Below are 21,146 nucleotides of genomic sequence, written 5' to 3'. Positions count from 1 at the left end.
CGGATTGGCTCTATAGAATTCAAAACTGGAACAGGCAAGGTTACTTATGTCGGTAGAACTGCTGGTTAACGTTACCCCCTCCGAAACCCGGGTCGCTCTGGTCGAAAACGGTCTGCTGCAGGAAGTGCATGTAGAGCGTCAGGCCAAGCGCGGCATTGTCGGCAATATCTACAAAGGCAAGATCAGTCGGGTGCTGCCCGGCATGCAGGCGGCCTTCGTTGATATCGGCATGGACAAGGCAGCTTTTTTGCACGCCTCTGATATCGTCCCCCACACCGAGTGTGTGGCGGTGAAGGAGAAGGAGCAGTTCCAGGTCGGCAACATCGCCGAGCTGGTGCGTCAGGGGCAGGACATCATGGTGCAGGTGGTGAAAGATCCGCTGGGTACCAAGGGTGCCCGACTCACTACCGATATCACCCTGCCATCCCGCTACTTGGTCTTTATGCCGGGCAGTGCTCACGTCGGTGTCTCCCAACGTATCGAGTCCGAAGCAGAGCGGGAGCGTCTCAAGCGCACCGTAGCTGGTTATGTGGACGAGCTGGGTGGCTACATCATTCGCACCGCCGCCGAAGGGGTGGGGGAGCAGGAGCTGGAGCAGGATGCAGCCTTCCTTAAGCGTCTGTGGCGCAAGATCCTCGAGCGCAAGCAGAAGTATCCCCCCTGCAAGATCCTCTACGAGGATCCCAGTCTGGCATTTCGAGTAGTGCGCGACTTCGTCGGTGCCGAGCTCGACAAGATCCGCGTTGACTCGCGCCAGAGCTTCGATCAGCTAAAGCGCTTCACCGAAGAGTACGTGCCTGAGTTGGCCAGCAAGCTGGAGTACTATCCTGGCGAGTCGCCGATCTTCGATCTCTACGACGTGGAGAACGAGATCCAGCGGGCGCTGGAGCGCAAGGTAGAGCTGAAATCCGGCGGCTACCTCATCATCGACCAGACCGAAGCCATGACCACGGTGGATATCAACACCGGCGCCTTCGTCGGCCATCGCAATCTGGAAGAGACCATCTTCAACACCAACGTCGAGGCAACGGCGGCCATCGCCCGTCATCTGCGCCTGCGCAACCTTGGCGGCATCATCATCATCGACTTCATCGACATGCAGTCGGAGGATCACCGCCGTCGGGTGCTGCACAGTCTGGAGCAGGCGTTGTCGAAAGACCGTGCCAAGACCAACGTCAATGGCTTCTCCCAGCTCGGCCTGGTGGAGATGACCCGCAAACGCACCCGCGAGAGTCTGGAGCATGTGCTCTGCTCCGAGTGCCCGGAGTGCAAGGGACGCGGCCGGGTCAAGACGGTGGAATCGGTCTGCTTCGAGATCCTGCGGGAGATCATCCGGGTCAATCGTGCCTATGATGCGGATCAGTTCACCGTCTACGCAGCCCCGGCCGTGGCCGACTACCTCCATGGCGAGGAGTCCCACAGTCTGGCTGAGCTGGAAGTGTTCATCGGCAAGCAGGTGCGGGTAGTGAGCGAACCCCTCTGTGGTCAGGAGCAGTTCGACGTGGTGATGATGTAATTGGTCTATCGCTGGCTGAGTCGGGGCTGGTTGGCCCTGGGGGTCCTGTTCGTACTGATGGCCATGCTGGTCACCTTGGTACGGGTCGGGGGCCCTTTGCTGAATCAATACCGGGAGAGTCTGATCCACACTCTGCTGGGTGATTCACAACTCAAGGTCAGCGTGGAGCAAGTGGGGCTGGACTGGACACAGTCCGGGCCCGCTCTCGAACTGCAGCAACTCGCCATCGCCCCGGATTCGGGGCGTTTTGCCGTACAGCTCGGCAAAGCCTGGGTGCATCTCGACTTCTGGCGCACCATTAACGAGCTAAAGCCGGTGTTTGGCGAGCTGATCCTGAGCGATGGCGATATCACCATCGACTTGCGCCAACCGGCTGATGAGAGCCCCTCCGGCGATCCCCAGCAGGGCGCCCTGCTGCGCTTTCTGCTGACCCAGCTCTCCACCTTCGATGTGCACAACACCCGCCTCAGCGTCACCACCTCCCTCGGTGATCTGCGCGCCCTCGACATCGCCCAACTGCGCTGGCAGAACCGTGGCAAGCGCCATCAGGGGGTCGGCAAGGCTTACCTCATCAACGGGGTGGGCGAGAGCACCCTCGATCTGATTCTGGATGTGGACGCCCCGACTGCCCGGCTCGATCGCCTCAAGGGACAACTCTATCTGGGGGCCCGCCAGCTCGATATCACCCCGACCCTGGCCAAAATCCATGCGGGCGAACCCAAGGTTGCCGGTCAGCTCGACTTCCAGCTCTGGAGCGAGTTTGACAGCGGCAAGCTGGGCAATACCCTGCTGGCGTTTGGCAACAACTACCTGATCTGGAAGGATCCCAAGAAAGGGGATATGCACCGTTTCGGCCTCGATGGTGGCAAGATCCAGCTGCGCCGTGAGGGCACCGACTGGCAACTGGCCAGCCATAACGTCACCTTCAAGCTGGACGGCAAACCCTGGTTGCAGAGCCGCTTGCAGCTGGAGCGGATCGGGGATCGGGTGCAGGGCTATCTGCCCAGCATAGAGTTCGACAAGATCACCCAGATCAGTCAGCTGGTCTCGGCGCTCTACCCCACACTCTGCGAGACCCTGCGCCAGACCAATCCGCAGGGGTCGGTGCAGGAGCTGACGCTGCTGGCCAATGCCGACTGGCAGGAGCTCTCCCTCAGTGGCCGCTTCAGCAAGGTGCGCCTCAAGGCCTGGCAGGATATACCCGGGATGCAGGATCTCAACGGCGAGTTCTGGCTTACCCCGACCGGCGGTAGCGCCAGATTGGCGCTGGCGAATGACAAGGTGGATCCCGCCCGTCACTTCAAGATGCCGATCCCGGTCGACAACTTCTCGGCCCGCCTCGACTGGTGGCGCGAGGAACAGGGCTGGGTGCTCTACGGGCAGGATATCGCGCTGGATAACCCGGACCTGACCCTGTCCAGCCGTTTCCGCCTCGATCTGTTCGAGCACCCTTTCCTGGCCCTGACCGGCCGCATCGATGTGAAGAATGCGGGCCATGCGGATCGCTACTTCCCGCTGCAGGCGATGGACAAGGGGCTGGTGGATTACCTGAGCGGCGCCATCAAGGGGGGCAAGGCCAAGGGGGCCGACCTGCTCTGGTATGGGGAGTTTCGGGATTTCCCCTACGACAACGGCAAGGGCATCTTCCAGGTGGCGGTGCCGCTGGAGCAGGCCACCTACGAGTTCTTCCCCGGTTGGCAACCGCTCACCGACCTGCAGATCGACCTGTTGTTCCAGAATGCCGGTCTCGATATGCGCAGCCGATCCACCAAACTCGGCAAGGCGAGCTCCGACTCGGTGCATGCCTGGATCCCGGATCTCTCCCCTGGTGCCCATCTCTATGTGGATGCCAAGGTGCAGGGGGAGGGCAAGGCCATCAGCGACTACCTGCAGGACTCCCCGCTGGGCAGTTCGGTGGGACAGGCGCTGCGGGAGATCGAGATCCGCGGCCCGATGGCCGGTTCGGTCAAGCTCGATATTCCTCTCGATGGCGAGAGCGAGGTCAAGGCGAGTGGCGATGCCACCTTCAGCAACAACAAGGTGCGGGTCGCCAGTCTGGATCTGCCGCTGGAGAAGGTGCAGGGGCGGCTCGAATATGACAACCAGCAGACCCGTTTCAACAACCTCAAGGCGAGCCTGTGGAACCAGCCGCTGACCCTCGACTATCAGGGGCGCCAGCATCCGGATCACTATCAGGTCGACCTCGATTTCAAGGGGCAGTGGGATAGTCGCCGCCAGCCCGCCGCCATATCTTCATTCGGCATTCTCAACGGCCGCAGTAACTGGGGCGGCAAGCTCGGGTTGACCCTGCCCGACAGCAAGCCGTTCAGCTTCCAGCTGGCGCTCGACTCCAACCTGCAGGGGATGGGGCTGGATCTGCCGCTGCCGCTGGCCAAGAGCAGTGCCAGCCGGCTTCCGCTCAAGGTGATCGCCCGTGGCCGGGATGGCAGCGCCGACATTCGTGCCGTGCTGGGGGCTGATGTGGATATGCAGACCCGACTGGTCTACGGCGAAGGGGTGCCTTATCTCAGCCGGGTGCGGGTCGATGTGGGTCAGCCGGGCGCCCGGGTAATGCGCGATGCCCCCATGCTGCTCGCCATCAACCAGCAGGAGGCCGATGTCGGTGGCTGGCTGGCGCGACTCAAGCAGTGGCTGCCAGCGCAGAACCAGACTGGCAATGCGGTGGTTGGCCCCGCCTTCCTGCCGCAGGAGTGGTGGGTGGATGGACAGCTGGCTCGCGCCTATATCGGCAGTGCCACCCTCAAGGCGGCGCGTTTCACCGTGGGGCCGACCAATCAGGCGACCGAAGTGATGATCGACAGCCCCGATGTGATGGGGGTGATCCGCCTGCCTGCTGTGGCCAATCGTCCGGTCGACGCCAAGTTTGCCCGCATCTACTGGTCTGGCAAGAGTTCGGATCTCAGCCCGGATCCCGATGCCAAGCAGGACAACGCCATCATGGCATCCATCCCCTGGTTGAAGGTGAGTTGTGTCGATTGCCGCTTTGGCGAGCTGCCTCTTGGTGAAGTGAAAGGGGAGCTGGTGCCCGGCGCCAACAAGGTGACCCTCAAGGGGCTGGATGTGCGGCTGGCGGGGAGTCAGCTCACCGGCAGCGTCGACTGGCTGGCCGATGGCAACCGGATGGAGACCCGCGCTCGTGGCAAGCTGACCAGCAACAACAGTGAACTGCTGCTCAAGCGGCTCGGCTACACCTCGCCCATCGGCGATGCCCCCGGCTCCCTCGCTTTTGATCTGAACTGGCAGGATGTGCCCTATCGCCCGAGCCTGCCGACTCTGGGAGGAAGTGCCAACTATCAGCTGGAGGGTGGCACCCTGCGGGAGATCAACGACAAGGGGGCACGGCTGCTCTCCCTGCTCAGCCTCGACTCCCTGCTGCGCAAGCTGCGGCTCGATTTTCGCGATGTGTTCGACAAGGGCTTCTACTTCGAATCCATGTCTGCCTCTGCCACCATCAAGCAGGGGCTGGTCAGCAACGATGATTTCTATATGAAGGGGGCGGCAGGCAACCTGCGCGGCGAGGGGATCGCCGATCTGGTGCGCTGGCGGCTCGACTACGAGCTGAGCTTCTCTCCCAATCTGGGGGGCACCCTGCCGGTGGTGGCGGCTTTCTCCATCACGCCGGTCACGGGTCTCTATGTGCTGGCCCTCTCCAAACTGCTGGAGCCGGTAGTGGATGTGGTGACCCGCATCGATTTTCGCATATCGGGCCCGCTCGACGCACCCAAGCTGATCGAGGCGGGGCGAGATCGCGCACGCATCAAGCTCAACCAGCAGCAGAAAGAGGCGGTTGACGCCGTTGCCCCCAGCCTGCCGACCCAAGAGGTGACCCCTTTCCTGCTGAGCCCCAAACACGCAGGGCCCGCTCAACGCTGAACGAGCGGCCCGGCACCATCACAAGGAGTGAGCCATGATCCGACATATCCTGCTGATCGCTTTCAAGCCGGGCACCCAGCCTGCCCGGATAGATGCGGTGCGTACCGCCTTTCTCGCCATTCCCCATCAGGTCAGCGGCGTGACCGCTGTGGAGTGGGGTCGGGATGACAGCCCGGAGGGGCGAGCCGAGGGGTTTACCCACAGCGTGCTGATGACCTTCGCCGACGAAGCGGCCCGCCAGCGCTATCTGCCCCACCCGGATCACGATGCCCTCAAGGCCATCTTTCGCCCAGTGCTGGAGCGAATCATTGTACTGGATTACACCCTGCAGCCCGGGGATGCGGTTGCTGTCGGGGTTCCGTCATGATGAAGGATGAGCGCTGGGCTGCCATCCCGCCACTGCAGCGCGCTCTGCTGGAATCGGTTATGAAACATGGCGCAGCCCATCCTGCGATTGATGCTGGGGTAGTGGTTGGGTCGCTCGCCAAGGGCAAGGCAGACCGGGTATCCGATGTCGATCTCTTGCTGCTGACCGAGCCGGGCTTCCATAAGCAGGGAGACGAACTGGTGCGCACCATTGTGGGGGAGCGGCCCATCTTTCACTGCTGGCAAGGAAGACATGAAGAGGTCTGTTCATACTGGCGCGTCATCTTCCTCGACATGTCTAGCATCGAGATCCATATCCTTGATCGGGGGGCTGAGTTCCCCCTTGCCAAACCTTACTTGCCACTGTTCGATAAAACCTCCTCCCTTGGTGCGCTTGAGGTAGCTGGCCCCGCCCCAAGCCATTGGGACTTTCCTGCCTATATGGCCGAAGGGGATGGCCTGGTGTGGGAGTTGTTCGATTGCCTCAAATGGGCGGAACGGGGCCAGCGTGGCTTGGTCAGGCATCATCTTCGCAAGCTACTGGCCGAGATGGATAAAGACCCGAATATTGTGGATCGCGATTAACGCGGACAAGGAGAACGTCATGTGGTTAGCCGCAATACAGCTGGTATCTGGCCGTCACTGGCAGGATAACCGGGAGCAGATCGCCGCCGAACTGGCGGCCTTGCCCAAAGAGCGGCCGCTGCTGGTGCTGCTGCCGGAGAACTTCGCCCTGTTTGGCGAACGGCAGGGTTATCTGGATGGGGCCGAGGCCATAGGTGAGGGCCCGATCCAGCAGCAACTGGCTGAATGGGCCCGCGATTACGGCATCTGGCTGGTGGCCGGGGCTATGCCGACCACCATCTCAGGTTCCGACCATATCCACACCAGCTCGCTGGTGTTTGACCCAAGCGGTGAGCTCAGGGGCCACTACCACAAGATCCACCTGTTCGACGTGGATGTGGCGGACAATCACGGTCGCTACCGTGAGTCGGAGACCTTCAGCCCGGGGGAGGCGCCTGTGTTGGTGGACTCTCCCTTTGGTCCCCTCGGCCTCTCGATCTGTTATGATCTGCGCTTTCCCGAGCTCTACCGCCAGTTGGCCCGTGCTGGTGCCCGCGTGCTGCTGGTGCCTGCCGCCTTTACCGCCGTGACCGGCGAGGCGCACTGGGAGCCGCTGCTGCGGGCCCGCGCCATCGAAAACCAGTGCTACGTAGTCGCTGCCAATCAGGGCGGCACTCACGAGACGGGGCGCCAGACCTGGGGCCACAGCATGGTGGTCGACCCTTGGGGTCGGGTGCTGGCGAGCAAAGAGTCCGGGCGCGGCACTGTGCTGGCAAAGATGGAGCCCGGGCTTATCGATGAATTGAAACGCACCATGCCAGTGCTGAGGCATGCCCGGTTGCTGTGATCCCGGGGTGTTGATCGACGTAGGGTGCAACAAGCGAAGCGCATTGCACCTGTGCCGATCTTGGGGTTGGCGGCGCCATTCACGGCGCCCATTGCACCCTGCGAATACGAACTGAACACCGGGCCACACCGGATGAATTAACCGTTACGACATCTCACGTCGAGATTGGAGAAGAAGATTGAGTCTATTGAGCCAGGTTAGTGCCTCCCTGTTGGCCCCGAACGACCTCGACGAAGGGCGCCTGCAGCAGTTGCTCGGCAGCCTGATGAGCCATCAGGTGGAGTTCGGCGATCTCTATTTCCAGCGCAGCTGGCACGAGTCCTGGATGCTGGAAGATGGCATCGTCAAGGATGGCAGCTACAACATCGATCAGGGTGTCGGGGTGCGCGCCGTCAGCGGCGAGAAGACCGGCTTCGCCTACTCGGACGAGCTGAGCCTGCTGGCGCTGCAACAGTCGGTGACTGCCGCCCGCGGCATCGCCGCCGCAGGTGCTCACGGCAAGGTGAAGGCGTGGGCCCGCACCGAAGCGAACCTGCTCTATCCGGCCATGGATCCGCTGCAGACCCTCGACAAGCATCAGAAGATCGCCCTGCTGGAGCAGATGGACAAGTTCGCCAGAAGTCTGGATCCCGCCATCAATCAGGTGATGGCCTCCATCAGCGGCGTCTACGAAGAGGTGCTGGTGGCCGCCACCGACGGCACCCTGGCCGCGGATGTGCGTCCGCTGGTGCGGCTGTCGGTGACCGTGATCGCCGAGAAGGGCGAGCGCCGCGAGCGTGGCAGTGCTGGTGGCGGCGGGCGCTTTGGTTACGACTGGTTCCTCGAACTGGACGGGTTGGAGAGCCGCGCCTTTGGCTATGTGCGTGAGGCGGTGCGTCAGGCACTGGTCAATCTGGAAGCCATCGACGCGCCAGCCGGCACCATGCCGGTGGTGTTGGGCTCCGGCTGGCCCGGCGTGCTGCTGCACGAGGCGGTAGGTCATGGTCTGGAGGGGGATTTCAACCGCAAGGGATCTTCCGCATTTGCTGGCCGCATCGGCGAGCAGGTGGCCTCCAAGCACTGTACCATCGTCGACGACGGCACCCTGCCGGGTCGGCGCGGCTCCGTCTCCATTGATGACGAGGGGACACCGGGTGGCTACAACGTGCTGATCGAGAATGGCATTCTCAAGGGTTATCTGCAAGACAAGCAGAACGCCCGTCTGATGGGGGTGCCACTCACCGGCAACGGGCGCCGCGAATCCTACGCCGCCATGCCGATGCCCCGCATGACCAACACCTATATGCTGGCGGGTCAGTACGATCCGGCCGAGATCATCGCCTCGGTGAAGAAGGGGATCTATGCCCCCAACTTCGGCGGCGGTCAGGTGGACATCACCTCCGGCAAGTTTGTCTTCTCCGCCTCCGAGGCCTACCTCATCGAGGATGGCAAGATCACCGCTCCCATCAAGGGCGCGACCCTGATCGGTAACGGCCCCGAAGCGATGAGCCAGGTCTCCATGGTGGGTAGCGATCTTGCGCTGGATCGCGGGGTTGGCATCTGCGGCAAGGAGGGGCAGAGCGTGCCGGTCGGTGTCGGCCAACCCACCCTCAAACTGGACCAGCTCACCGTGGGTGGCACTTCGTAGGTTTGGGTTAGCCGCGCAGCGGCGTAACCCGATGCATTCAAACCCCGGCTCTTGCCGGGGTTTTGCTATTCAGGGAACCACAGGCAACAAAAAGCCCCGGTCGTTGGACCGGGGCTGGCGGGTGATTCGGTATCAGTTGACGGATATGGCGCGGGCGTCGATGAAATAGCGAGCGTTACCCTGTTTGTCGATCTGGATTTTGGCAACCAGCTGCTCTTGATCTTTATATTCCCAGCGTTGCTCGATCTTGGCGAGGGATGGGCTCGCAATCCCAACCACGTTCAGGTACTCGTGAAACAGGCTATGGCTCCCTATTTCGGTCAGCATCTTGTCCATCTGCATACTCTCCTGAAGTTGAGTGGGTATTCATCAACAAACCTATCAGCGTCCATCTGAATACAGTCTGTATGAAAAACAAACTAACTCATTTGTGTGTCAATAACATGATCAGGAACAAGATCAGTGCAGATCGTCAGGGACTTTTTGATACCGTTTTCAATCAGAGCCGGTGGGCTTCTGCGGCAACTGATCAAACGTGCCGGAAGCCTTTGGGAGCGCAGGTGCGGTTTGCACGGTCTGGCCGCCGTGGAAGACCGGATCCTGTGCCACTTCCTTGATGCCGTTGATGCAAAACTGCATACCCATGCAGACCAGCAGGAAGCCCATGATGCGGGTCATGGCGTCGATGCCGGTGGCGCCCAGGATCTTGCAGACCGGATCCGCCAGCTTCAATACTCCCCAGCTGATCAGGCTCATCAGGGCAAACGCCGTTACCACACCGGCGTAGATGGTGAGGCGGTTGTACTCGTCAGGCAGCTCGGCAATCTGGGCTGCCCCGCTTATTACCAGCGCCATGGTACCTGGCCCGCACATGCTGGGCATGGTGAGCGGTACGAAGGCAATGCTCTGGTTGATATCGACCCCGCTCTGCTGGCTGGGGGCGGGGAACAGCATGCGAAAGCCGATAAAGCCGATGATGAGGCCACCGGCCAGGCGCAAGCCCGGAATGGAGATCCCGAACAGATCCAGGATCGAGGATCCGATAAAGAAGGTGATGCAGAGGGTGCAGAACAGATAGATGGCGGCCAGATTGACCTGACGGCGCACGTGTTCGCGCGACATCCCCTTGCTCAGCCCCAGCAGCAGGGTGGCCGTGGTGGGCGGGTTGACCATGGGCAGCAGCGCCAGCAAGGTGAGTAATACGACCTGAAAGAACATCTTGAGCCTCGGATAAAGAGTTGGAAGCCATGGGGCGATGCGGGTGGCAGGCCCCAGAGGGAGGCTATCTTATGCTGGCGAAACTGAACATAAGCAGTACAAAAAAGCCCCGGCAGATGCCGGGGCTTGTTGTTCGGGTCAGACCGCTTGTGGCGCTTGCTGCTGCCGGATGGCCCGTTGCTGGAACCAGAGCCAGAGACCTATGGCGAAACCCAGCACCGACAGGCTCACCACATAGTGGGAGGGGGCCAGCATGTCGCTCTTCATCCAGAGGGTAACCGCCATCGGGGTGAGGCCGCCGAAGATGGCGTAGGCCACGTTGTAGGAGAACGACAGACCGGAGAAACGCACCACCGGTGGGAAGGCGTTGACCATCACGTAAGGCACTGCGCCGACAATCCCGACAGCAAAGCCTGCCAGCATGTAGAGCGGCACCAGCTGACTCGTACCGGCCGCCAGACCGTGATAGAAGGCGTAGCTGGAGCCCGCCAGCAGTAGGGAGCCGAACATGAAGGTGAGACCGCTGCCCAGCAGGTCGATCAGTCGGCCATAGACGATGCAGCCGAGGGTCAGGGCCACGATGGCCAGCGAGTTGGCGGTCAGGGCGTCAGCCGGGCTGATGCCATAGACCTTCTGCAGATAGGTGGGGGTCATCAGGATCACCACCACGATACCGGCGGAGAGCAGCCAGGTGAGCAGCATGGAGACCACCACGCTGCTCTTGTGGTTGCGCAGCACCGACTTGAGGGGCAGTTCGTCAGCCAGGGTCTTGTTGGCTTGCATCTCGGCGAAGACCGGGGTCTCGTGCAACCAGCGACGCAGGTACATGGCGATGATGCCGAAGATACCGCCCAGCAGGAAGGGCACTCGCCAGCCCCACTCGCTCACTTCGGCCGGGGTCAGGCTCTTGTTGACCGCAGTGGCGATGAGGGAGCCAAGCAGGATGCCGGCCGTCAATCCCGCCGTGAGCGTGCCGCAGGCGACCCCGACCCGACGGGCAGGGACGTGCTCGGCGACAAACACCCAGGCGCCGGGCACTTCACCGCCGATGGCGGCGCCTTGCAGGATCCGCAGGCCCAGCAGGGCGATGGGGGCGCCGATGCCGAGCACTGCATAGGTGGGCAACAGACCGATCAACAGGGTCGGCAGCGCCATCATGATGATGCTGAGGGTGAACATCCGCTTGCGACCGATGAGATCGCCAAAGTGGGCCATGATGATGCCGCCAAGCGGGCGGGCCAGATAACCGGCGGCGAAGATGCCGAAGGTCTGGAACTGGCGCAGCCACTCGGGAATATCGGCCGGGAAGAACAGCTCGCCGATGACCACGGCGAAGAAGACGAAGATGATGAAGTCGTAAAACTCCAGCGCGCCGCCGAGGGCAGCCAGACTCAGGGTTTTGTAATCCTGTCGATTGAGGGGGCGGGCGTGATCGTGCTGTTGTGTGGTCGTGGTCATATCCGTATGTTTCCCATCGGTTTTTTTAGTTATTGTCACCCCGTGCAAGGGGCATATACAGGTGATCGAGAGTATGCTGCCTGCCTCTTGTGTGTAAATCGCGCAATTCGCAACACTGTCTTGCATCTTTTTGGGGCAATCCGAGTGCCCCGCTGGCGGAGGAATGATGGAAAAGAAACGGGTACTGCTCTCCTGGAGCAGCGGCAAGGATTGCGCATGGGCACTGCATCAGTTGCGGCAAGATCCCGCCATCGAGGTGGTGGGGCTGTTTACCACCCTCAATCAGGCATTCGAGCGGGTGGCGATGCACGGGGTGCGCAAGCAGCTGTTGACCGAGCAGGCCGCCTGCGTCGGGCTGCCCCTCATCACCATCGATCTGCCCTGGCCCTGCAGCAACGAGGATTACGCCCGCATCATGACCGGCTTTATCGCCGATGTGGTGGCACAGGGGATCCGCCATATGGCCTTTGGCGATTTATTCCTCGAGGATGTGCGCGCCTACCGTGAAAAGCAGCTGGCAGGCACCGGCATCGAACCACTGTTCCCGCTGTGGGGCAGTAATACCCGTGAACTGGCGCCGCAGATGGTGGCCGCTGGATTGAAGGCGCGGATCAGTGCTCTCGACCCGAACAAGCTGGATGCCAGCCTGGGTGGCCATGACTTTGACGAGGCACTGCTGGCGGCGCTGCCGGAGGGGGTCGATCCGTGCGGCGAGAACGGCGAGTTTCACACCCTGGCCTATGATGGCCCCATGTTCTCCCGTCCGCTCGGCATTCGGGTCGGCGAGACAGTGCTGCGCGACGGCTTCGTCTTTACCGATCTGCTGCCAATCGAAGATTAATTATCGGGCGTCAAATGCTCCCTTTTGCAGGAGCATTCACAGATTTGAGAGGCGGGATGGGGGCACTATTGGCCCCCTCTTTTGATTGAAGATGACAACCTGCCTTATGAAACACCTCTCTCGTCCGGTGCTGCTTGCCTCCTTGCTGGCTGCCGCCCTCTCTCTGCCTGCGGTAGCAGGTCAAGCCGCTACCGTTCAGCCAATCCCTGCCGGTGTCACCACCGTCACCTTGGCCCAGCAGGCGCCGATCCACTGGGTGTCGGTGGAGCAGATTGCCAAGAGCCTTGATGGATTGCCGCCGATGGCGGTCGGGTTTGATATCGACGATACCCTGCTCTTCTCCAGCCCGGGCTTCTATCGCGGCAAACAGGAGTTCTCGCCCAACGACGAGAGCTATCTGAAGAACCCCGCCTTCTGGGAGAAGATGAATAACGGCTGGGATGCGTTCAGCATGCCGAAAGAGGTGGGCAAGGCGCTCATCGCCATGCATCTCAAGCGCGGTGACCACATCTATTTCGTCACCGGCCGCTCGGCCACCAAGACTGAAACCGTGAGCCAGACTCTGCAGCAAACCATGAATATTCCGGCCGACCAGCTCAATCCGGTGATTTTTGCCGGTGATCAGCCGGGCCAGAACACCAAGGTGCAGTGGCTCAAGGATAAGCAGATGAAGCTCTTCTACGGAGACGCCGACGGGGATATCAAGGCGGCGCAGGAGGTCGGCATTCGCGGCATTCGTCTGCTGCGTGCCGCCAACTCCAGCTATCGGCCACTGCCGTTGGCAGGGGCGCTGGGGGAAGAGGTGATCGTCAACTCCCAGTTCTGATCCGGAGCGGATCCATGCAACAAGGGCGGGGCCATTGGCACCCGCCCTTTTGCATCCGTCATCCTGCTCGGGTCAGTCGTCTGCCCACGGCATCTCGGGCAGGCTGTCGAGGAACTCGCCGTAACGGGTGAGATTGAAGGGGCCCTGATCGGCCTCCATCGCCATCAGCTCGGCCCCGAGGGCGCAGGCGATATATTGCAGCGCCTCTTCCCGCGGGGTGCCCTTCATTACCAGCCGCATCAGGGTCGCCTTCACATGGGGCGGGTGACCGTCGTTGAGCTGGTTCTCCACCATCTCCAGCAGCGCGTCTTCATCAAAAAATTCCTGAGTGTCGTTCATGGGATATCCGCAACAGTGAATGTGGCGGCCAGTATAGCCTGAATGTGACTAACACCTTGAATGACCAGCGAATAAACAATCCGATGGGGAGGCCATTTGTTACCCATAATTAGGAGGAGTTTGCCAAGGCAAACAGGTTGGAACACAGATAACATGGATGGACACGCCTATGCCCACGATAGATTCCCTGCTGGCCGAGCCCAAGCTACTGCCCCAGATCCCGGAAGTGATGCGCGATTTGATCCAGACCTTCAATGAAAAGGATCCGGATCTGCTCAAGATCAGCAAGTTGATCAACAAGGACCCTGTCATCTCCGCCAAGTTGCTGCGCTTGGCCAACTCGGCCAAATTCGGCAGCAGTCGTCAGATCGGCACCGTCAATGAGGCCGCGGTGCGGCTTGGATTGGCGATGGTGCGCAACATGGTGCTGGCCTGCGGGCTCACCGAATCGGTCACTGCGGTGCCCGGCATTGACCTCAAACATTTCTGGGGTTGCGTCTTCAACGTGGCTGAGCTGGCGCGTCGTCTGGCGGTGAAGAAGGGGATGAAGGGGGATGAGGTCTTTACCTGCGCGCTGCTCTACGATCTTGGCCGACTGGTGATGCACGTAGGCCTGCCGGAAAACACAGTCCACCACATTCACGATCTGGAGTTGCACAAGGGACGGGCCAAGGCGGAAGAGCTGGTGGTCGGCTTCAACTATGCCCAGGTCGGGGCGGCCATGGCACGTTACTGGAAGTTTCCCGAGACCATCAGCAATGCGGTGGAGTATCACTACAACCCCATGCTGGCCAAGGAGTTCTCCGCCGAGGCCGGGTTGATCCATCTGGCGATCGTGCTGGCTGCGCAATCCGATGTGGGGGAAGAGGCGCCACCCGAGTGGCCCCACAAGGTGGCAGATGCATTGGGGCTGAGCTGGGCCGATTGCGCTGCCCAGTTCACTGCGCTGCGCGAGCAGGGTAATGGCTACGCCGGATTACTGGCTGCCTGAGCCCGTTTATCCCATCTCATCAGGGGCCAACATGGCCCCTTTTCATGGCCGATGGTGCCACAGGCTTGCCAGCCCGGGAGTGACGGGGCACTCTTTGCCCTTCACTTTCCGTTTGAGAGCTCTTGCCATGATTACCTCCTCCCGCCTGATCCTGCGCGAAATGATCGTCACCGACGCCCCCTTCATCCTTGAGCTGCTCAATGACGGCGACTTTTATCGCTACATCGGTGATCGGGGCATTCGCACCCTGGAGCAGGCGCAGGAGTATATCCAGCAGGGACCGGCGGTCAGCTATGCCCGCTATGGTCACGGGCTCTATCTGGTGGAGCGCAAGGAGGACGGTGCCAGCCTCGGTATCTGCGGCCTGATCAAGCGCGACGCCCTGGAGCAGGTCGATATCGGTTATGCCTTCCTGCCGCAATATCGCGGTCAGGGCTACGCCATCGAAGCGGCGCAGGCCGTCCTCGTCGATGGAAAAAGCCGGTTGGGGATCGGGCAGGTAGTTGCCATCGTCACTCCGGGCAACGAGCGATCCATCGGCCTGCTGGCCAAGCTGGGGTTGGTGCGCAGCCGACTGGTCAAGTTGAGCGAAGATGCTGATGAGTGCCTGCTGCTGGAGCAGTGATCAGGGTCAGAGAGCTGGAAAGCGAATGGCGAGGTGGCTGTCAGGCTGAGTGACAAGCAAGAGGCCGGGTCTAGCTAAAGGCGTGAGAGAGAAGCAAAGAGGCCGCCGTGAGTTGCGGCCTGTCTGCATCGGGCGCTGCCGGAGGGCAGGCAGGATCAGTTGAGGTCTTCGATGGAGAACTCGCCAGCGATACCATCACAGGAGATGGCGAAACCGCCGCTGAAGCGGGTGCTGAACTGGATCAGAAACGCATCATTGTCGTGCTCTTGCACAGGCAGGTTGATGGGCTTGCTGCGACGCAGGGGCTTGTGTGTTTGTACTGCTTTCATCATGGTATTTCTCTATATAAATTAGGTGTTTGCTCCTTGTATTGGCAAATGTCAGGTCAATGGGCGCGGTCGATTGGGTGAACGACAAGCGCGCAGGAATACCCAGCCCGGTTAAGGGGCGTCTGCACTTTCAAGGAATATGCTGATGCATAAATCAAATTGGGTGGGCAGATCGGGTCTGCACCGTGAGAGCCGGGCAACGCAGGCAGACAGCCTGACGGTTCTCAAGGCGAGTAAATCAGAAGAAGGTTATGCGGGTACTGGCAGGATTCATCGTGAGGTGAAGCATTGCAGGGTAAACATAAACAGGGCTGATTAACTAGCCGACGCGCATTCTCTCCTCGAAATGAATAAAAAGCAAACAATAATTTGCCGATGTTGAAGTAAATACGCTTTTCCTCTGTGTAATCAAGGTGCTATCAGCAGCAAATATTCGCAACTATCCGCCATAAAAAGAGGGCTCCCGACGGGAGCCCTCTCTCATTCTGCAATCAGCACAGTGGGCCGACTCAGTAGTCGCCACAGGCCTTCTTGGCAGCCGTGATCATCGGGGTGATGGTCATGCCTTGCACCACGATGGAGAACATCACCACCGAGTAGGTCATCACCAGGATGACCTGACGCAGGTCGACGCCATGTTCCGGTATCATCATGACGCCGGAGGGGAGTGCCAGTGCCATCGCCATCGCCAGGCCACCGCGCAGGCCACCCCAGGTGAGGATCCGCACCGAGAAGGTGTTGTAATTGCGGAATCGGCGGAAAGCCACATAGGGCAGCGACACGCTGATAAAGCGGGCACCCAGGCAGAGCGGCACCGCGATGACCAGCAGGATCCAGTCACGCCAGGCGAGATCCAGCAGTACCAGCGCCAGACCGATCAGCAGGAACAGCAGGGCGTTGAGGAACTGGTCCATCAACTCCCAGAAGTGATCCAGGTGATGGCTGCTCTGCTCGGAGAAGCCGGAGTGACGGGTCCAGTTGCCGATCATGATGCCGGTGACCACCATGGCCAGTGCGCCGGAGACGCCGATCATGTTGGCAAAGGCAAAGCCGGCGGTCGGGATGCAGAGGGTCAGCAGCAGCTCCAATGAACCGTCATCGGTGGCGCTGATCATCACGTGGGCGATGAGGCCCAGCACGGCACCGAACAGGATGCCGCCGAGGGCTTCGTGCAGGAACAGACCGGCTACGCTACCGAAGGTGGGCTCGACACCGCCAAAGGCGACGGCAAACACGGTAGCGAAGATGACGAGGCCAACACCGTCGTTGAACAGGGATTCCCCTTCGATCTGGATGGCGATCTGGGGTGGCGCTTTCATCTTCTTGACGATGGCCAGTACGGCAATCGGGTCAGTGGGGGAGATCAGCGCGCCGAACAGCATGCAGTAGACCAGCGGCAATTCCCAGCCCAGCAGCTTGGCAATAAACCAGAAGCCGTAGCCGATGAGGAAGGTCGAGAGCAGGGTGGCAATGATGGCCAGAATGGTGATCTCCCACTTCTGGCTACGCAGCGCCTTGAGGTTGATGCCAAGGCCACCGGCGAACAGCAGGAAGCCCAGAATCCCCTTCAGCAGGAAGTTCTGGAAGTCGATGCTCTCCATGGTCTTGACGGCAAGAGGTTCCAGGTTGAACCAGCCCAGTTTGCCAAACAGCACCAGCAGTGCGGAGATCAGCATGGAGCCCGCAGTAATGGCGATGGTGGTCTGGATCTTCACAACATACTGGTTGGCAAAGGCGATAAAAATCGCCAACGCTGCCAGAAAACAGAGTGTGTAGTAGACGCTCATAGTTATTTTTTTCTCGTTGGTAGACAGCAAGCACGTATCCCTATGCAGGACGGGCATAGGTTACTCTCGGGCCCTATGTTACTCATTACCCATAAATGAGTATATGGTGGCGCATTTGGACTGATAGACGGCTAGATTTCCATTTCATTTGTTTGCTGTTAGGATGCTGTTTACGCAGTTGCATGGATGTAAGAGGAACACGCGGTGTCGAACGTAATGTCGAGCAGAGAGCCGAGCAAGCAGTCGGACGTAACAAAGAAGCTGGAAGCCTGCCTCAGGGAGCGGATCCTGATCATCGACGGGGCCATGGGCACCATGATCCAGGGCTACAAGCTGGGGGAGGCGGATTATCGGGGTGAGCGGTTTGCCGACTGGCATACCGACATCAAGGGCAACAACGATCTGCTGGTGCTGACTCGTCCGGCGGTGATCCGCGAGATCCACGAGCAGTATTGTGCTGCCGGGGCTGACATTCTCGAGACCAACACCTTCAACGCCACTCGCATCGCCATGGCCGATTACGAGATGGAAGAGTTCTCGGCCGAGATCAACCGTGAAGCCGCCCGTCTGGCCCGCGCCGTGGCCGACGAGTGGACGGCAAAAGATCCCGCCAAGCCGCGCTTCGTGGCTGGGGTGTTGGGTCCCACCAACCGCACCGCCTCCATCTCGCCGGATGTGAACGATCCCGGCAAGCGCAACGTCACCTATGACCAGCTGGTGGCCGCCTACACCGAATCGACCCATGCCCTGATCGAGGGCGGCGCCGACATCATTCTGATCGAGACCATCTTCGATACCCTCAACGCCAAGGCCGCCGCCTTCGCGGTGGAAGGGGTGTTCGAGGCGCTGGGCTACAGCCTGCCGGTGATGATCTCCGGCACCATTACCGATGCCTCCGGCCGAACCCTCTCCGGCCAGACCACCGAAGCTTTCTATCACTCGTTGCGCCACGTCAAACCGGTGTCGTTCGGCCTCAACTGTGCGTTGGGACCCGATGAGCTGCGCCAGTATGTGGAGGAGCTGTCGCGCATCAGCGAATCCTGCGTCAGCGCCCACCCCAACGCCGGTCTGCCCAATGCGTTCGGTGAGTACGACCTCGATGCGGGTGAGATGGCTGAGCATATCCGCGAGTGGGCCCAAAGCGGCTTTCTCAACATGGTCGGTGGCTGCTGCGGCACCACCCCGACCCATATCCGCGCCATGGCCGACGCCGTGGCGGGCATCAAGCCGCGTGTGCTGCCCGAGCTGCCGGTGGCCTGCCGCCTGTCGGGTCTCGAGCCGCTGATTATCACCCCTGAATCCATGTTCGTGAACGTGGGTGAGCGCACCAACGTTACCGGTTCGGCCAAGTTCAAGCGGCTGATCAAGGAGGGGCTCTACGACGAGGCGCTCGATGTTGCCAAGCAGCAGGTGGAGAACGGCGCCCAGATCATCGACATCAACATGGACGAGGGGATGCTGGACGCCGAAGCGGCCATGGTGCGCTTCCTGAACCTCATCGCCGGTGAGCCGGACATCGCCCGGGTGCCTGTGATGATCGACTCCTCCAAGTGGGAGGTGCTGGAAGCGGGCCTCAAGTGCGTGCAGGGCAAGCCGGTGGTCAACTCCATCTCCATGAAAGAGGGGGAGGAGAAGTTCATCCAGCAGGCCAGATTGCTGCGCCGCTACGGCGCCGCCGTCATCGTGATGGCGTTCGATGAAGCGGGTCAGGCCGACACCCGCGCCCGCAAGTTCGAGATCTGCCAGCGTGCCTACCGGATCCTGGTGGATCAGGTCGGTTTCCCGCCGGAAGACATCATCTTCGACCCCAATATCTTCGCGGTAGCGACCGGCATCGACGAGCACAACAACTACGCGGTGGACTTCATCGAGGCGGTGAAGGACATCAAGACGCACCTGCCTCACGCCATGATCTCTGGCGGCGTCTCCAACGTCTCGTTTTCGTTTCGCGGCAACGAGCCGGTGCGCGAAGCCATTCACGCCGTCTTCCTCTACCACGCCATCAAGAACGGCATGGACATGGGGATTGTCAATGCGGGCCAGCTCGCCATCTATGAAGACATTCCGGCCGAGCTGAAAGAGAAGGTCGAGGCGGTGGTGCTCAACCTCAATGACAATGCCACCGAGGAGCTGCTGGCCATCGCCGAGAAGTATCGCGGTGCCGGTGCCCAGGCTGAGGATCCGCGGGATCAGGAGTGGCGCAGCTGGCCGGTGGGCAAGCGGCTGGAGCACGCGCTGGTCAAGGGGATCACCGACTTTATCGAAGAGGATACCGAAGAGGCGCGCGCTGGCGCCGAGAAGCCGCTGCACGTCATCGAAGGGCCGTTGATGGATGGCATGAACGTGGTCGGCGACCTGTTCGGCGCGGGCAAGATGTTCCTGCCGCAGGTGGTGAAATCAGCGCGGGTGATGAAGCGGGCGGTGGCCTATCTGCAGCCCTATATCGAGGCGGAAAAGTCGGGTGGCTCCAGCAACGGCAAAATCGTGCTGGCGACCGTGAAGGGGGACGTGCACGACATCGGCAAGAACATCGTCGGGGTGGTGCTGCAGTGCAACAACTTCGAGATTGTCGACCTCGGGGTCATGGTCTCCTGCGAGACCATTCTTAAGACTGCGCGTGAGGTCGGCGCCGATATCATCGGGCTGTCGGGTCTTATCACCCCGTCGTTGGACGAGATGGTACACGTGGCCAAAGAGATGGAGCGTCAGGGCTTCAAGCTGCCGCTGCTGATCGGCGGTGCCACCACCTCCAAGGCGCACACTGCGGTGAAGATCGAGCAGAACTACTCGGAGCCTGTGGTCTATGTCTCCAACGCCTCCCGCGCGGTAGGGGTGGCCCAGAGCCTGCTTAGTCCGGATCTCAAGGAGGCATTTGTCGCCCGCATCGACAAGGAGTATGAGATTGCCCGGGATCAGCATGCCCGCAAGCAGCCGCGCTCCCGTCCGGTCAGTCTGGCTCATGCCCGCGCCAACCGGCACCAGCTGGACTGGGTTGGCTACCAGCCGCCGAAGCCCCGCGAGCTCGGGGTGCAGAAGTTCGAAAACGTGCCCGTTTCGGTGCTGCGCCCCTACATCGACTGGACCCCGTTCTTCCTCAGCTGGGAGCTGGCGGGCAAGTATCCGCGTATTCTCGAGGATGAGATTATCGGCGAGGAGGCGACCAAGCTGTTTGCCGATGCCAACGCCATGCTGGATCAGCTGGAACAGGATCAGAGCGTGCGCTGCGCCGGGGTGATCGGCCTGTTCCCGGCCAATGGGGTGGGGGACAGCATCGAGGTCTACAGCGACGAGTCGCGCACCGAGGTCATCAAGGTGCTGCATCACCTGCGCCAGCAGAGCGAGAAGCAGGGCTTCCCCAACTACTGTCTGGCGGACTATGTGGCGCCGAAAGAGAGCGGCAAACCCGACTGGATCGGCGCCTTCGCGGTGACCGGCGGTATCGGTGAGGAGGCCATCGCCAAGGCCTACAAGGCGCAGCACGATGACTACAACGCCATCCTCATTCAGGCGGTGTGCGACCGTCTGGCCGAGGCCTTCGCCGAGTACCTGCACGAGCAGGTGCGAAAGCGGCACTGGGGTTATGCTCCCGACGAGGCCCTCAGCAACGAGGAGCTGATCCGCGAGAACTATCAGGGCATCCGCCCGGCCCCCGGTTATCCGGCCTGTCCGGAGCATACCGAGAAGGGAAGCATCTGGGAGCTGCTGGAGGTGGAGCAGGCTATCGGCATGCAGCTTACCGAATCCTACGCCATGTGGCCGGGGGCTGCGGTGTCGGGCTGGTACTTCTCTCATCCCGAGAGCAAATACTTCGCGGTGGCGCAGATCCAGCAAGATCAGGTGGAAGATTACGCCGTTCGCAAGGGGATGACGCTGGCCGAGGCCGAGCGCTGGTTGGGGCCAAACCTGAACTGACTCCCG

17 protein-coding genes are annotated in these 21,146 nt (G+C 61.0%); 11 read left to right on the top strand and 6 right to left on the bottom strand.

Annotated elements, in window-relative coordinates:
* Positions 1-46 precede the first annotated feature (46 nt).
* The 6 genes from rng to tldD all read left to right on the top strand — a co-directional run bounded on the left by rng (position 47) and on the right by tldD (position 8,814).
* Entirely contained in the window at positions 47-1,516 is a 1,470-nt protein-coding gene (rng, locus tag AB5Y67_RS12875) for a ribonuclease G (protein ID WP_005340056.1), read from the top strand.
* A complete protein-coding gene (locus AB5Y67_RS12870) occupies positions 1,517-5,410 on the top strand; it encodes a YhdP family protein (RefSeq protein ID WP_199428137.1) in 3,894 nt (1,297 codons plus the stop codon).
* A 34-nt stretch (positions 5,411-5,444) separates the two neighbouring features.
* Positions 5,445-5,777 carry a Dabb family protein gene (locus tag AB5Y67_RS12865; RefSeq protein ID WP_199428136.1) on the top strand — a complete coding sequence of 111 codons (333 nt, stop codon included), beginning with the start codon at positions 5,445-5,447 and terminating at the stop codon, positions 5,775-5,777.
* Complete coding sequence (locus AB5Y67_RS12860; RefSeq protein WP_199428135.1) at positions 5,774-6,361, top strand: nucleotidyltransferase domain-containing protein; 588 nt, start codon at positions 5,774-5,776, stop codon at positions 6,359-6,361. Before AB5Y67_RS12865 ends, AB5Y67_RS12860 begins: the two co-directional genes overlap by 4 nt.
* 19 nt (positions 6,362-6,380) lie before the next feature.
* Positions 6,381-7,187, top strand: a complete 807-nt coding sequence (locus tag AB5Y67_RS12855) for a carbon-nitrogen hydrolase family protein (protein ID WP_064338893.1) — start codon at positions 6,381-6,383, stop codon at positions 7,185-7,187.
* Positions 7,188-7,365: 178 nt separating this feature from the next.
* On the top strand, positions 7,366-8,814 hold the full coding sequence (gene tldD / locus AB5Y67_RS12850) for a metalloprotease TldD (protein WP_064338892.1): 1,449 nt from the start codon (positions 7,366-7,368) through the stop codon (positions 8,812-8,814).
* A gap of 132 nt (positions 8,815-8,946) precedes the next feature.
* On the opposite strand, the gene AB5Y67_RS12845 is transcribed toward tldD, so the two are convergent.
* From AB5Y67_RS12845 to AB5Y67_RS12835, 3 genes are all read right to left on the bottom strand, one after another.
* A complete protein-coding gene (locus tag AB5Y67_RS12845) occupies positions 8,947-9,150 on the bottom strand; it encodes a hypothetical protein (RefSeq protein WP_005340062.1) in 204 nt (67 codons plus the stop codon).
* Between the two features lie 159 nt (positions 9,151-9,309).
* On the bottom strand, positions 9,310-10,032 hold the full coding sequence (locus AB5Y67_RS12840) for a MarC family NAAT transporter (protein ID WP_005348656.1): 723 nt from the start codon (positions 10,030-10,032) through the stop codon (positions 9,310-9,312).
* 138 nt (positions 10,033-10,170) lie between these two features.
* Positions 10,171-11,490 carry an MFS transporter gene (locus AB5Y67_RS12835; protein ID WP_064338891.1) on the bottom strand — a complete coding sequence of 440 codons (1,320 nt, stop codon included), beginning with the start codon at positions 11,488-11,490 and terminating at the stop codon, positions 10,171-10,173.
* Positions 11,491-11,656: 166 nt separating this feature from the next.
* Between AB5Y67_RS12835 and AB5Y67_RS12830 the strand changes: the two genes are divergently transcribed.
* Positions 11,657-12,331, top strand: coding sequence for an ATPase (locus AB5Y67_RS12830; RefSeq protein ID WP_019446503.1), 675 nt, complete (start codon positions 11,657-11,659; stop codon positions 12,329-12,331).
* Positions 12,332-12,437: 106 nt separating this feature from the next.
* Positions 12,438-13,157, top strand: coding sequence for an acid phosphatase AphA (gene aphA, locus AB5Y67_RS12825; protein WP_199428134.1), 720 nt, complete (start codon positions 12,438-12,440; stop codon positions 13,155-13,157).
* Between the two features lie 72 nt (positions 13,158-13,229).
* Here the strand turns inward: aphA and AB5Y67_RS12820 are convergent, their stop codons facing one another.
* Positions 13,230-13,496: a hypothetical protein gene (locus AB5Y67_RS12820; RefSeq protein WP_005348674.1), complete on the bottom strand. Its 267-nt coding sequence runs from the start codon at positions 13,494-13,496 to the stop codon at positions 13,230-13,232.
* 169 nt (positions 13,497-13,665) lie between these two features.
* Between AB5Y67_RS12820 and AB5Y67_RS12815 the strand changes: the two genes are divergently transcribed.
* Together AB5Y67_RS12815 and AB5Y67_RS12810 are read left to right on the top strand one after the other, a co-directional pair.
* A complete protein-coding gene (locus AB5Y67_RS12815) occupies positions 13,666-14,487 on the top strand; it encodes an HDOD domain-containing protein (RefSeq protein WP_005357745.1) in 822 nt (273 codons plus the stop codon).
* Between the two features lie 127 nt (positions 14,488-14,614).
* A complete protein-coding gene (locus AB5Y67_RS12810; RefSeq protein ID WP_199428133.1) occupies positions 14,615-15,112 on the top strand; it encodes a GNAT family N-acetyltransferase in 498 nt (165 codons plus the stop codon).
* Between the two features lie 155 nt (positions 15,113-15,267).
* Here the strand turns inward: AB5Y67_RS12810 and AB5Y67_RS12805 are convergent, their stop codons facing one another.
* A complete protein-coding gene (locus AB5Y67_RS12805) occupies positions 15,268-15,444 on the bottom strand; it encodes a hypothetical protein (protein WP_005340085.1) in 177 nt (58 codons plus the stop codon).
* Positions 15,445-15,950: 506 nt separating this feature from the next.
* Entirely contained in the window at positions 15,951-17,228 is a 1,278-nt protein-coding gene (locus tag AB5Y67_RS12800) for a sodium:proton antiporter (protein ID WP_021231596.1), read from the bottom strand.
* Between the two features lie 216 nt (positions 17,229-17,444).
* Here AB5Y67_RS12800 and metH point away from each other — a divergent pair, with 216 nt between their 5' ends.
* Positions 17,445-21,140, top strand: a complete 3,696-nt coding sequence (metH, locus tag AB5Y67_RS12795) for a methionine synthase (RefSeq protein ID WP_199428131.1) — start codon at positions 17,445-17,447, stop codon at positions 21,138-21,140.
* Positions 21,141-21,146: the final 6 nt, after the last annotated feature.

It is taken from the genome of Aeromonas sp. s12 (assembly GCF_040907925.1).
GTDB lineage: Bacteria > Pseudomonadota > Gammaproteobacteria > Enterobacterales > Aeromonadaceae > Aeromonas > Aeromonas veronii.
Note: the sequence above shows the minus strand (reverse complement) of the source record. Positions and strands in the feature narration are given on the sequence as shown.

What these genes read in the sequence shown, in the direction of transcription:
- rng (WP_005340056.1), top strand. Translation starts at nt 47, where the DNA reads ATGTCGGTAGAACTGCTGGTTAACGTTACCCCCTCCGAAACCCGGGTC.
- AB5Y67_RS12865 (WP_199428136.1), top strand. Translation starts at nt 5,445, where the DNA reads ATGATCCGACATATCCTGCTGATCGCTTTCAAGCCGGGCACCCAGCCT.
- AB5Y67_RS12860 (WP_199428135.1), top strand. Translation starts at nt 5,774, where the DNA reads ATGATGAAGGATGAGCGCTGGGCTGCCATCCCGCCACTGCAGCGCGCT.
- AB5Y67_RS12855 (WP_064338893.1), top strand. Translation starts at nt 6,381, where the DNA reads ATGTGGTTAGCCGCAATACAGCTGGTATCTGGCCGTCACTGGCAGGAT.
- AB5Y67_RS12845 (WP_005340062.1), bottom strand. Translation starts at nt 9,150, where the DNA reads ATGGACAAGATGCTGACCGAAATAGGGAGCCATAGCCTGTTTCACGAG.
- AB5Y67_RS12840 (WP_005348656.1), bottom strand. Translation starts at nt 10,032, where the DNA reads ATGTTCTTTCAGGTCGTATTACTCACCTTGCTGGCGCTGCTGCCCATG.
- AB5Y67_RS12835 (WP_064338891.1), bottom strand. Translation starts at nt 11,490, where the DNA reads ATGACCACGACCACACAACAGCACGATCACGCCCGCCCCCTCAATCGA.
- AB5Y67_RS12830 (WP_019446503.1), top strand. Translation starts at nt 11,657, where the DNA reads ATGGAAAAGAAACGGGTACTGCTCTCCTGGAGCAGCGGCAAGGATTGC.
- aphA (WP_199428134.1), top strand. Translation starts at nt 12,438, where the DNA reads ATGAAACACCTCTCTCGTCCGGTGCTGCTTGCCTCCTTGCTGGCTGCC.
- AB5Y67_RS12820 (WP_005348674.1), bottom strand. Translation starts at nt 13,496, where the DNA reads ATGAACGACACTCAGGAATTTTTTGATGAAGACGCGCTGCTGGAGATG.
- AB5Y67_RS12815 (WP_005357745.1), top strand. Translation starts at nt 13,666, where the DNA reads ATGCCCACGATAGATTCCCTGCTGGCCGAGCCCAAGCTACTGCCCCAG.
- AB5Y67_RS12810 (WP_199428133.1), top strand. Translation starts at nt 14,615, where the DNA reads ATGATTACCTCCTCCCGCCTGATCCTGCGCGAAATGATCGTCACCGAC.
- AB5Y67_RS12805 (WP_005340085.1), bottom strand. Translation starts at nt 15,444, where the DNA reads ATGATGAAAGCAGTACAAACACACAAGCCCCTGCGTCGCAGCAAGCCC.
- AB5Y67_RS12800 (WP_021231596.1), bottom strand. Translation starts at nt 17,228, where the DNA reads ATGAGCGTCTACTACACACTCTGTTTTCTGGCAGCGTTGGCGATTTTT.
- metH (WP_199428131.1), top strand. Translation starts at nt 17,445, where the DNA reads ATGTCGAGCAGAGAGCCGAGCAAGCAGTCGGACGTAACAAAGAAGCTG.